The following is an 11,269-nucleotide window of genomic DNA, read 5'->3' as shown; positions in this document are numbered from 1 at the left end:
TACCGATATCGCCGGTGAGTTTGAGCAGCTTATTCGCCAAGCCCACTCGCACTATGGCCAACGTGTGGTAGTGCTAATCGATGAGTATGACAAACCCATTCTGGACAATATCCTAGACGGCGATAGGGCGCGTGAACTGCGCGAGGGGCTTAAAAATCTCTACAGCGTGCTGAAAGATGCCGACCCCCATTTGCACTTCGTGCTGCTCACCGGCGTCTCCAAGTTCAGCAAGGTCAGCCTGTTTTCAGGGTTAAATAACCTCAACGACATTACGCTAGATACACCATATGCGGATATTTGCGGCTATACCGACCACGATATTGATACCGTATTTGCCCCCGAGCTTTCCGGCCTTGACCGCGACGAGATCCGCCGCTGGTACAACGGCTACCGCTGGGGTGGGCAGGATGTGCCCAGCGTATACAACCCCTTTGACGTACTGCTATTACTACAAAAACGTATTTTTAGCCCCTACTGGTTTGAGAGCGCGACTCCTACGTTTCTGGTCGATGTACTGACGCAACGCGGCGTGTTTACGCCCGCACTCAGCCAACTACAGACGGAAGCAGAGCTACTGGGGCGCTTCGATGTTGACCATATCGCCACGGAAGCGCTGCTATTCCAAACGGGTTACCTAACGGTACACGCCACCGAAGAACCCATGACAGGCTACCGCCTTTACACACTGGGTTACCCAAACCGCGAAGTAGAAACCAGCCTTAACCAAGCGCTTTTGCCACTACTAGGCCTTCAAGAACCACCCCGGGAACGATTAACGCTGTTCCGCCTGCTACAGGCTCATGATCTCGCGGGCCTAGGCATCCACCTCAAAGCACTTTATGCCGGTTTGCCCCACGACTGGTACCGAAACAACCCTATCGCCCAATATGAAGGCCACTACGCAAGCGTTTTTTACAGCCACTTTGCAGCGCTGGGTGTCGATGTGACGGTGGAAGACGCCAGCCACCATGGCAAAGTCGATATGAGCGTCGACTTTAACGGCCATATCTACCTGTTTGAATTCAAAGTGGTCGAGCAGCTACCCGAAGGTAAAGCGCTAGAGCAGATTAAAGCTAAAGGCTACGCCGACAAACACCGCGCCAGCGGCAAGCCGATCCACTTGGTGGGCGTCGAGTTTTCAAGCGTTCAACGGCAGATAGTCGCGTTTGACGTGGAGACGCTTTAAGTTAGGTTTAGCCAGCGATGAAGAGCTGGGATTACGCCCAACACCGCTGAGCGGCGTGTTCAGTATTGAAAAGGCGTCTGCTGACAGGAAAGGGCTGCAGCAAGCCGTTGATCGCATTGTTGCCATTATACAAGCCTCCCCTGATAAAGAGCGGATCGATAACATTATCACCCGCTGGCTCAAACGATATCTTCAGCGGCTAGGAGCCAAGGCAAACCTAGACCAGCTCACAAGCTTGATGGAGGACAAAGACATGTTGGCAGAAAATCTTGAAAACTGGGCGCAGCAAGAACGGCAAGCGGGAATTGAAAAAGGCACAAAGCTAGGCATCGAAAAAACTGCGCGCAACCTACTGAAGCTTGGGGTGCTTAGTAACGAGCAGATTGCCGAGGTAACAGGGTTAGCAATAGAAGACATTTCCAAGTTGCAAGCAGAGACACAACACTAACGGGCTGTTAACAAACCTGGTTCAGTTCCCAAGCTTGGGAGGAAAAAGACATATTGGCTGAAAACATTAAAAACTGGGTGCAGCAAGAGCGCCAAGCGGGTCGTCAAGAAGGTCGCCAAGAAGGCCTGCAAGAGGCGGAGCACCGTGCGCTAGAAAGTAAACGCAATGCCGCCCGCAAACTCACCGCACTCACTGAAATGAGCGACCAGCTTATCGCAGATATTGAAGAACTGCCTGTGGAAGAGATTAAGAAGCTGCGCGCCGAAATCAAACATTAAATACATTCCTTCAGGCCGAGCGTCACTTGGCTGAACATTGAACGTTCGATAGCATCCCCATTGTATGCTCGCGCTGCTGCTTGATAGCGCTGTCTAAAATATCCAACAGCGCCTGATAACCTTCCGGCATGGCGATATCCAGCCCGTGTTGCTCTGCCCGCGCTATCGTTGCCTGGGTTTCACGAATCAGCGCTTCTAACGCGAGCGCTACTTGCTCATGCTCCTCGGGCTGCATACTCACTTAATGGCCTTGCTGCAAGCGTTGTACCCGCGCATACAGCTGCTTGGCGTTTTCAACCGCGGTGGCTTCATACGCATCCAGGGTGAGCAGCATATCTTTACGCGGGTCGTTCATTGCTGCTTCCAGCTCGTTACGGTAGCGTTTTAGCAGATGCTCCAGGTTCATACGGATCATGGTGAGTTCCAGCTGGAACTCTGCCTGCAGCTTGGCGTAGCGCTCTTTTTTCTCAGGTGCTGCGCCGCTGGCTTCCACAACGGCGCTAATCGTCAGCTTGATCTGCTTTTCAACCGCATTGAGCTTGGGGACGAGGTCGTTGACGACCTCTCGGGCTGAGATGGTGGTGCTGGTTTGAGTCACATTCATTCCTAGCTTTGCTGAATTTTCTATTTTTTATCGCCTTTGGCACACCAATAGCGAGAATGGCTATCATCCCACTAATATCCCCACACCACAAAGTGAGGATTGAGCTTTTCGGCGGGATTGGAGTAGTTCAGTGGCTTACCTTCCAGAGTCTCTACCCGCCCTCCTGCACAGCGCACCACGGCGTGAGCGGCTCCAGTATCCCACAGACAAGTGGGGCCTAAACGTGGGTAGGCATCCGCTTTGCCTTCGGCAATCAGGCAGAGCTTCAATGAGCTGCCCATGGGGAGCATGTCATGCGCGCCCAGCTTGTCCAGCCAAGCGGCTAAATCAGGGCTTGGGTGCGAACGGCTACCAACCACCCGCCATGCCGCCCCTGCGGCAGGCTTGCCTGCTACCTGAATCGCATGACGCTGACCATCGATGTCGATTTTAAACACGCCAACTCCCTCGGCGGCGACATAAGCCGTGCCCAATGCAGGAGCCGTCACCACACCTAACACGGGTACGCCGTTCTCAATAAGCGCGATATTCACAGTGAACTCGCCGTTGCGCTTGATAAACTCTTTCGTGCCATCTAAGGGATCTACTAGCCAGTAGCGGCCCTGACTATCTATCCCAGCAAAGCCCTCTGCATCCTCTTCGGAAAGAATGGGTAACTGCGTAGGCAGCGCCTTTAAGCCGCGTACAATGACATGATGCGCCGCTTGATCCGCCTCGGTTAACGGGCTGTTATCCGCTTTCTGCTCTACCGTAAAGTCGCGGGTATAGATAGTCATAATGGCGTCGCCCGCCTCGCGGGCAATACGCTCCACCGCATCCAGCAGCGTTTGATCAATCATCCACTTTATCCTTGCGCTTAGCTGATAAGACCACGCTCACGCAGCGCTTCAATCACTGTTTCAGCGGCTGCTTCGGGGCTAAGTTCAGCGGTTTTTAAATGAATATCCGGTGCTTGGGGCACCTCATAAGCGGAATCAATACCGGTAAAGTTTTTCAGCTCACCACGGCGGGCTTTTTTATAGAGTCCTTTCGGGTCGCGCGCTTCCACTACATCTAGCGGCGCATCCACAAAGATTTCAATGAACTCACCGTCTTCCAACAGATCGCGCGCCAACTGTCGCTCGCTGCGGAAAGGTGAAATAAAGGCCGACAGTACAATCAAACCCGCATCGACCATCAGCTTGGCGGTTTCTGCCACGCGGCGCACGTTCTCAACACGGTCGGCATTGGTGAACCCCAGATCACGGTTCAAGCCATGACGAACGTTATCGCCATCCAGTAGGTAGGTGTGTTGGCCGTTACCAAACAGCTTTTTCTCGACCAAGTTGGCAATGGTCGATTTACCCGCGCCAGAGAGGCCCGTGAACCATAGCACCGCAGGCTTTTGACCTTTGGCTAGGGCACGCGCCTGTTTGTCAATATCCACATGCTGCCTATGGATATTTTGACTACGCCGCAGCGCAAAGTGCAGCATTCCGGCGCCTACCGTATTGTTCGTCATACGGTCGATGAGAATGAAACCGCCGGTATCCTGGTTGTCCTTATACGCATCAAACGCCACGGCGCGGTTCAAACTCAGATTGCAGACAGCAATCCCGTTTAAGTCCAGCTGCTTGGCCGCCGTGTGCTCCAAGGTATTGACGTTCACCTGATACTTAATATCGGTCACCGTGGCGTTCACCGTTTGGGTGCCTAACTTCATCAGGTAGGGGCGGCCCGGCAGCAGCGGCGCTTCATGCATCCATACCAGCGTGGTCTCGAACTGGTCTGCCGTGTGTGCCGGTTGGTCAACGCCGGAGATCACATCCCCACGGGAGATGTCAATCTCGTCCTCCAGCAGCAGCGTAACCGACTGCCCTGCGACGGCCTCCTCCAGGTCGCCATCGAACGTGTAGATGCGCGAGACGGTGCTGGTGTTACCGGAGGGCTGCACACGGATGTGATCACCAGGACGAACGAGCCCGCTGGCGATCATGCCGGTAAAGCCACGGAAATCGAGATTCGGGCGGTTCACCCACTGCACAGGCATCCTAAAGGGGGAGCGCTGCAGGCGTTCGTCGTCTACCTCGACGGTTTCCAGGTAACCCATCAGCGTGGTGCCGTGATACCAGGGCATCTTCGCGCTGTGTTCAATCACGTTATCGCCCTTCAATGCCGACATCGGAATGAAGGTGATGTTTTCCAGGCCCAACTGCTTGGCGAAGGCGCGGTACTCGTCAACGATTTGGTCGTAACGCGCTTTGGAGTAATCCACCAAATCCATTTTATTGATGGCGACGATGATGTGGCGCATACCCATCAGCGACATCAAAAAGCTATGGCGGCGGGTTTGGGTCAAAATACCGTGGCGAGCATCCACCATCAGAATCGCCGCATCGGCGGCAGAAGCCCCGGTGACCATGTTGCGGGTGTACTGCTCGTGCCCTGGCGTATCTGCGACGATGAACTTGCGCTTTTCGGTAGAGAAGAAGCGGTACGCCACGTCAATGGTAATGCCCTGCTCACGCTCGGCGGCCAAGCCATCGACCAGCAGCGCAAAGTCCATCTCGCCGCCTTGGGTGCCGTACTTCTTGGAATCCGCTTCAATCGCGGCTAGCTGGTCTTCAAACAGCAGCTTGGATTCAAACAGCAAACGGCCAATCAGCGTGCTCTTGCCGTCATCTACGCTGCCGCAGGTAATAAAGCGCAGCAAGCCTTTGTGCTCGTGGGCCTTGAGGTACTGTTCAATATCCGTGCCGATCAATTCAGATGAGTGCGACATTAGAAGTACCCCTCTTGCTTTTTCTTTTCCATAGAGGCTGCGCTGTCGTGGTCAATCACACGCCCTTGGCGCTCGGATGTTTTGGTCAGCAGCATCTCTTGAATGATGGCGGGCAGCGTGTAGGCTTCCGACTCCACAGCACCGGTCAGCGGGTAGCAGCCCAAGGTACGGAAGCGCACCTTACGCATCATGGGCACTTCCCCCGGTTCCAGCGGCATACGCTCGTCATCCACCATGATCAGCGCACCATCACGCTCCACCACGGGGCGCTCGGCGGCGTAGTAAAGTGGTACGATGGGAATGTTCTGCAGGTGGATGTACTGCCAAATATCCAGCTCGGTCCAGTTCGAGAGCGGGAACACGCGAATCGACTCTTTTGGGTGTTTGCGCGTGTTATAGAGCTTCCACAGCTCAGGGCGCTGGTTTTTCGGGTCCCAGCGGTGCTGGGCGGTACGAAACGAGAACACACGTTCTTTCGCGCGAGACTTCTCTTCATCCCGCCGTGCGCCGCCAAACGCTGCATCGAAGCCGTACTTGTCCAACGCCTGCTTCAAGCCTTCGGTTTTCATCACATCGGTGTGAATAGCAGAGCCGTGGGTGAAGGGGTTAATGTCTTTCTCCACCCCTTCCGGGTTGATATGCACGATCAGCTCCATACCCATCGCTTCCGCCATGTTGTCGCGGAAGGCGTACATCGCCTGGAATTTCCAGCGGGTATCGACGTGCAACAGCGGGAATGGCGGCGGCGAAGGCGCAAACGCCTTACGCGCTAGGTGCAACATGACCGCTGAATCTTTGCCCACAGAATAAAGCATCACCGGATTTTCAGCCTCGGCGACCACTTCGCGCATGATCTGAATGCTTTCTGCTTCCAGCCGCTGTAAATGGGTGAGTGATGTCATCATCTTTCCCAATATTGTGTGAAAATTGTTTTCAAGTTGCCGCTTACGGCACTGACTTAAAATCTATCCTGAAAATCTATATAGACGACGTTGTGTTACGGACGGGCTAGGGTAAAGTATGCGGGCACGGCTACCACCGTGGGCCTATCCTGGCGCTCAAGCCACTGAGTCAGTGCTTCTCTAGCCGAGAACAGCGCCCCGCGAAAACCACGGCGGCAGGTTGGGTTAACGCGGCTAGCAAACCGATACATGCTGAAGTGGGCAATGACTATTCAAAGCCGTAGACACACAGCATACGCATAACAATATACTTAATGGCTATAAAAAATCACCATATAAGGAAGCGCAATCTCTAGCAAGGACACAATATGGGGGTAAACGGCTACCATGCTACTCCTCGTACGACTGAAGGAGCTGTGGCTATTTTAATGTAATGCCCTTCAAGCACGCTTTTCTAGCATTTACCCTGAGTCATGTGTGGCAAACTAGCAAAAAACATAAGGCTTTTATGCCTTTGCAGCAACGCTTAAGTATCGGGGCAGCTCAACCACATGGCCACACTGTTTGTAACTGGCGGCGCGGGATTCATCGGTAGTGCCGTTGTGCGCTACTTGATGGAGCACACCGACTGGCGCGTAATCAACATTGATAAGCTAACTTATGCATCCAACCTCAAGGCACTAGGCAATGCACTCAAAAACGAGCGCCACCATCTAGCGCAGATAGATATTTGTGATCAAACTGCACTCAAAGCACTGTTTACACAATACCAGCCAGATGCAGTGATGCACCTTGCAGCCGAGAGCCATGTGGATCGCTCCATCAGCGGGCCTGCTGATTTTATCGCCAGCAATATCGTGGGCACTTACACGCTTTTAGAAGCTAGCCGTCATTACTGGCAGGCATTAGCGGACAGTGAACGAACAGCATTCCGTTTTCATCACGTCTCCACCGACGAAGTGTATGGGGATTTGTTGCCTGAAGCTCCAGCGTTTACTGAAACAACGCCTTATGCCCCAAGTTCGCCATATTCGGCCAGCAAGGCAAGCTCTGACCATCTAGTACGGGCTTGGCACCGTACCTACGACCTACCTGTCGTGGTCACCAACTGTTCCAATAACTATGGCCCTTGGCAGCATCAGGAAAAGCTGATTCCCCTCATGATCAGCCAGGCGTTGGCTGGAAAGCCATTACCTGTCTATGGGAACGGCCAGCAGCGAAGAGACTGGCTGTACGTTGAGGATCACGCACGCGCGCTTCACTGCGTGTTGACTTCTGGCCGTGTAGGTGAAACCTACAACATTGGAGGAAGTAACGAACATGCCAATATTGATGTCGTCAATGAGATCTGCAGGCTGCTGGACGAGTTAGTCCCACTCAACTCGGGCTCTTACACAGAACAGATCGCTTTCGTTACCGACCGGCCTGGGCATGATCTACGCTATGCGATTGATCACAAGAAAATCACTCATGAGCTTGGATGGCGCCCACAAGAAAGCTTTCACAGCGGATTGCGCAAAACCGTCACCTGGATGCTCAAAACCTATAGGCAGTCAGCACTTAAAGAAACAACGGTAAGCGCCGATAACAACATAACAACGTATCGCGAGGAGCAGCCATGAAGGGTATTATTTTGGCGGGAGGAAGTGGCTCCAGGCTTTACCCTATTACCATGGGTGTTTCCAAGCAGCTGCTTCCTATCTATGACAAGCCTATGATCTATTACCCGCTTTCCGTATTGATGTTAGCGGGCATTCAAGACATTTTGATTATTACCACGCCAGATGATCAAGCAAGCTTTCAGCGGCTATTAGGCGACGGTAGCCGTTTTGGCATCCACCTAAGCTATGCGATACAGCCTCAGCCAGATGGGCTAGCACAAGCCTTCCTGATCGGAGAGAGGTTTATCGGCAATGACTGTGTTTGCCTGGTGCTAGGCGACAACATTTTCTACGGTCAGGGGTTCACCCCTAAACTGCGCCAAGCATCACTGCGAAAAAGCGGCGCGACCGTTTTTGGGTACCAGGTTAAAGACCCTGAAAGGTTTGGAGTGGTTGAGTTTGACAGCCAGCGCCGTGCGGTCAGCATCGAAGAAAAGCCTCAGAATCCTCGTTCTCACTATGCGGTAACCGGGCTCTACTTTTATGATAACGATGTCATTGAGATAGCTAAGCAAGTAAAGCCCTCACCGCGAGGGGAACTAGAAATTACTAGCATTAACCAAGCCTACCTTGCGCGGGGTGATTTACAGGTTGAACTGCTGGGGCGCGGTTTTGCATGGCTAGACACAGGCACCCACGAAAGCCTGCTAGAAGCGGCTCAATTTGTTGAAACTATCGAGAAACGCCAAGGGTACAAAATCGCCTGCTTAGAAGAAATTGCGTTTAATCAGGGATGGTTAACTCAAGAGGCATTAGCTCGCACAAGTAAGCCATTACAGAAGAGTGGGTACGGTGCCTATTTACAACAGCTGGTACACGGTTTTTAAGCGATTCCATAATGATTAAAAGGCCTACTATGATACCAGTCACCAAGCCTTATTTGCCTAGCCGTGAAAAGCTTGACCGATATATAGACGGAATCTACGAGCGAGCTTGGCTCACCAATAATGGCGAGTTAGTGCAGGAGCTTACCAGGCGTCTAGAGGAATACCTGGGGGTAGAGAATCTTCTTCTTGTAGCGAACGGTACTCTGGCACTACAAATTGCTTATCGAGCGCTTGGGGTTACTGGCCGCAATGAGCCGACTGAAGCCATTACCACTCCGTTTACCTTTGTTGCTACAGCTAGTTCTCTCAAGTGGGAAGGCGTAGAGCCGGTATTCGCTGATATTGACCCAAACACTTGGTGCCTAGACCCAACCAATATCGAACCGGCAATAACACCTAGAACTCAAGCCATAGTTCCCGTGCATGTATTCGGCAACGCCTGCAATGTAGATGCTATCGATGCCATTGCAAAAAAGCATAACCTTAAAGTTATTTATGATGCATCACATGCGTTTGGCGTGAAGTTCCAAGGCGAAAGCTTACTCAAACATGGCGATGCCGCCACACTTAGCTTTCACGCGACCAAGCTCTTCCATACTGGCGAAGGTGGCGCGATTGTATTCAAACGCAAGGAAGACCTAGAACGCGCGAATAAGATGATCAACTTCGGCATCACTGGGCCAGAAACTATCGAAGAGCTAGGCATTAATGCCAAGATGAATGAGTTGCAGGCGGCAATGGGACTTTGTGTGCTGGATGAAATGGAAGAAAACTTGAAAGCCCGTGCCGCCGTATGGCGCCGCTACGAGCAAGCACTAAGCCAGAACCTGCAACTGCAAGTTAAGCCAGCAGAAATGGACTACAACTACGCCTACTTCCCCGTGTTGTTTGAAAACGAAGAGCAGGCCGTACGCATGGCTGCAAAGCTTAAGGAAAACGGTGTGCTAGCGAGGCGGTATTTTTACCCGTCACTGGAAAACGTAGAGTGTTTGACTGGAGAGTCTACACAATCAGTGTCGAAAGACGTTGCCAGCCGAATATTGTGCATGCCGGTTTATAGCTCTATGAATAAAGAGAGCCAAAATATAATTTGCAGACAACTTAAAATCTCTTTTTCTTGACGAGTTAAAAAGCTATTTTTATCATTTTCCAGAAGGGTGTGTACAATCATGTCCATGAGTCAGCCATTTTTCATTTTAGGCAACCCACGATCGGGTACTTCGCTATTAAGATTAATGTTGAACAGTCATCCAGAAACAGTCGTACCACCTGAATGCGGCTTTTTATTATGGTTAAGTGAAAAATACATCCATCAAGCAGAATATACTGAACTGACTTACTTCAGCTTTATAGAAGACCTTTTCAAAACAAAGAAATTTGAAACCTGGGGCATTCAGAAAGAAAAACTACTGAAAAAAATAAAAAGCGATAAGCCGAAAAATTATAGCAGCATGGCATCAATCGTATATAACCACTATGCTTTAGAAAAAGGAAAAACCCCAAGACTTCATGGAGATAAAAACAATTATTATATCAACGAAATTGAAAAAATTGAAAAAATCTTCCCAAGTTCAAAACTCATTTATATAGTACGAGATGGAAGAGATGTAGCAGCCTCTTACTTTAAAATAGATAGAAGCAAAATAAGCTCTAAGTATAAACCGGCGCTACCCCAATCTATTGAAAAAATCGCTAGCGATTGGTCGAAAAGTACATTTAAAGCCAAATCGATGCAAATTCAACCCAACACATGCGTTATACTATACGAAAATCTCGTACGAGAGCCAGTACGCACCTTATCGACAGTATGCTCTCATCTAAACATAGCCTACTCAGATAACATGCTTCAGTTTTATAAAAACAATGATGAGCCCACAGATTTTCTGCAATGGAAAGCAAAAACGAAACATCCGGTGGATACAAGCAGCCTTGGAAATTATAGAAAAGAACTCACTCAAGAGCAAATTCTATCTTTCGAGCAGCATGCCTACAGCGCGCTGGAAGCATTCAACTACCTTTAAGAACCAGGGCTTTTACAAGCCCTGGTTTAATCATAAATAAATCAAAAACTGGTTACCAATTATCTCTTTTCTTAGTGAAAATTTCTCACAAAACTCATCTACTGCCTTTATGACCCCGCCATCCCACCAACCGCCAAGCTGATAGTCATCGCCACTGATGATGCCGCCTTTTTTTACTTTACTTAAAGATGCATTAAGATCTTTAAGTACAAATTCATATAAATGATTTCCGTCTATATAGACCCAGTCCAGAGACTCTGCTTCAAAAGCTGCCAAAGCTAAGGCAGAGTCCATTCGATGAATTACCACGCCCCCTTCTGCAATCTCCTTCTGAAACTTTTTTTGAACAGATTCAAATCTTTCGTCTAACTCAGCTTGACCATCTGCCATACCGCCATACCAAGATTGATCGTACTGTTCACTTGATTCATATCTCCATGGGTCAATTAAATGCAACTGTTTGGGCTGCAAGAAATTTAACAAAAAAGAACTAAACTCTCCTTTATGCACACCAACCTCCACACCTACCGAGTGACGTGGCAAACAAGATACAAGCTGATTCCGATAACTCTCTTTCATGG

The 11,269-nt window shown here is 50.6% G+C and carries 13 protein-coding genes; 7 read left to right on the top strand and 6 right to left on the bottom strand.

The genetic code is table 11. The annotated features are described in order from the left end of the window. From AC13CY_RS11895 to AC13CY_RS11885, 3 genes are all read left to right on the top strand, one after another. Positions 1-1,186, top strand: a 1,186-nt coding sequence (locus AC13CY_RS11895; protein ID WP_483052566.1) for an AAA family ATPase, incomplete at its 5' end; no start/stop codon positions are given. Positions 1,187-1,241: 55 nt separating this feature from the next. Beyond that, complete coding sequence (locus AC13CY_RS11890; RefSeq protein ID WP_483052565.1) at positions 1,242-1,634, top strand: RpnC/YadD family protein; 393 nt, start codon at positions 1,242-1,244, stop codon at positions 1,632-1,634. A 53-nt stretch (positions 1,635-1,687) separates the two neighbouring features. Further along, positions 1,688-1,912: a hypothetical protein gene (locus AC13CY_RS11885; RefSeq protein ID WP_483052564.1), complete on the top strand. Its 225-nt coding sequence runs from the start codon at positions 1,688-1,690 to the stop codon at positions 1,910-1,912. Between the two features lie 22 nt (positions 1,913-1,934). On the opposite strand, the gene AC13CY_RS11880 is transcribed toward AC13CY_RS11885, so the two are convergent. The 5 genes from AC13CY_RS11880 to cysD all read right to left on the bottom strand — a co-directional run bounded on the left by AC13CY_RS11880 (position 1,935) and on the right by cysD (position 6,179). Next, positions 1,935-2,147 carry a hypothetical protein gene (locus AC13CY_RS11880; protein WP_483052568.1) on the bottom strand — a complete coding sequence of 71 codons (213 nt, stop codon included), beginning with the start codon at positions 2,145-2,147 and terminating at the stop codon, positions 1,935-1,937. 6 nt (positions 2,148-2,153) lie between these two features. Continuing rightward, positions 2,154-2,516: a hypothetical protein gene (locus AC13CY_RS11875; RefSeq protein WP_483052563.1), complete on the bottom strand. Its 363-nt coding sequence runs from the start codon at positions 2,514-2,516 to the stop codon at positions 2,154-2,156. A 71-nt stretch (positions 2,517-2,587) separates the two neighbouring features. Beyond that, the gene (gene cysQ, locus AC13CY_RS11870; RefSeq protein WP_483052562.1) at positions 2,588-3,355 is read right to left on the bottom strand and encodes a 3'(2'),5'-bisphosphate nucleotidase CysQ; all 768 of its coding nucleotides are present in this window, start codon (positions 3,353-3,355) and stop codon (positions 2,588-2,590) included. Between the two features lie 17 nt (positions 3,356-3,372). After that, positions 3,373-5,277, bottom strand: a complete 1,905-nt coding sequence (cysN, locus tag AC13CY_RS11865; protein WP_483052561.1) for a sulfate adenylyltransferase subunit CysN — start codon at positions 5,275-5,277, stop codon at positions 3,373-3,375. Continuing rightward, positions 5,277-6,179, bottom strand: a complete 903-nt coding sequence (gene cysD / locus AC13CY_RS11860; protein WP_483052560.1) for a sulfate adenylyltransferase subunit CysD — start codon at positions 6,177-6,179, stop codon at positions 5,277-5,279. Before cysD ends, cysN begins: the two co-directional genes overlap by 1 nt. A 551-nt stretch (positions 6,180-6,730) precedes the next feature. On the opposite strand from cysD, the gene rfbB reads away from it, so the two are divergent. From rfbB to AC13CY_RS11840, 4 genes are read left to right on the top strand one after another with little or no spacing between them, the layout of a single operon-like run. Then, on the top strand, positions 6,731-7,801 hold the full coding sequence (rfbB, locus tag AC13CY_RS11855; RefSeq protein ID WP_483052559.1) for a dTDP-glucose 4,6-dehydratase: 1,071 nt from the start codon (positions 6,731-6,733) through the stop codon (positions 7,799-7,801). Then, complete coding sequence (gene rfbA, locus AC13CY_RS11850) at positions 7,798-8,667, top strand: glucose-1-phosphate thymidylyltransferase RfbA (protein WP_483052558.1); 870 nt, start codon at positions 7,798-7,800, stop codon at positions 8,665-8,667. The genes rfbB and rfbA overlap by 4 nt, the downstream gene beginning before the upstream one ends. A gap of 11 nt (positions 8,668-8,678) precedes the next feature. Next, complete coding sequence (locus AC13CY_RS11845) at positions 8,679-9,788, top strand: DegT/DnrJ/EryC1/StrS family aminotransferase (protein ID WP_483052557.1); 1,110 nt, start codon at positions 8,679-8,681, stop codon at positions 9,786-9,788. A gap of 48 nt (positions 9,789-9,836) precedes the next feature. Next, positions 9,837-10,688: a sulfotransferase family protein gene (locus AC13CY_RS11840; RefSeq protein WP_483052556.1), complete on the top strand. Its 852-nt coding sequence runs from the start codon at positions 9,837-9,839 to the stop codon at positions 10,686-10,688. A gap of 30 nt (positions 10,689-10,718) precedes the next feature. Here AC13CY_RS11840 and AC13CY_RS11835 read toward each other — a convergent pair whose 3' ends face one another. Continuing rightward, complete coding sequence (locus AC13CY_RS11835) at positions 10,719-11,267, bottom strand: class I SAM-dependent methyltransferase (RefSeq protein WP_483052555.1); 549 nt, start codon at positions 11,265-11,267, stop codon at positions 10,719-10,721. Positions 11,268-11,269: the final 2 nt, after the last annotated feature.

Source organism: Vreelandella sp. L-15 (assembly GCF_056857635.1).
Note: the sequence above shows the minus strand (reverse complement) of the source record. Positions and strands in the feature narration are given on the sequence as shown.

Excerpts from the sequence above, each read along its gene's own strand:
- rfbB (WP_483052559.1), top strand. The coding sequence starts at position 6,731 with ATGGCCACACTGTTTGTAACTGGCGGCGCGGGATTCATCGGTAGTGCC.
- AC13CY_RS11835 (WP_483052555.1), bottom strand. The coding sequence starts at position 11,267 with ATGAAAGAGAGTTATCGGAATCAGCTTGTATCTTGTTTGCCACGTCAC.
- cysQ (WP_483052562.1), bottom strand. The coding sequence starts at position 3,355 with ATGATTGATCAAACGCTGCTGGATGCGGTGGAGCGTATTGCCCGCGAG.
- rfbA (WP_483052558.1), top strand. The coding sequence starts at position 7,798 with ATGAAGGGTATTATTTTGGCGGGAGGAAGTGGCTCCAGGCTTTACCCT.
- AC13CY_RS11840 (WP_483052556.1), top strand. The coding sequence starts at position 9,837 with ATGTCCATGAGTCAGCCATTTTTCATTTTAGGCAACCCACGATCGGGT.
- AC13CY_RS11845 (WP_483052557.1), top strand. The coding sequence starts at position 8,679 with ATGATTAAAAGGCCTACTATGATACCAGTCACCAAGCCTTATTTGCCT.
- cysN (WP_483052561.1), bottom strand. The coding sequence starts at position 5,277 with ATGTCGCACTCATCTGAATTGATCGGCACGGATATTGAACAGTACCTC.
- cysD (WP_483052560.1), bottom strand. The coding sequence starts at position 6,179 with ATGACATCACTCACCCATTTACAGCGGCTGGAAGCAGAAAGCATTCAG.
- AC13CY_RS11875 (WP_483052563.1), bottom strand. The coding sequence starts at position 2,516 with ATGAATGTGACTCAAACCAGCACCACCATCTCAGCCCGAGAGGTCGTC.
- AC13CY_RS11880 (WP_483052568.1), bottom strand. The coding sequence starts at position 2,147 with ATGCAGCCCGAGGAGCATGAGCAAGTAGCGCTCGCGTTAGAAGCGCTG.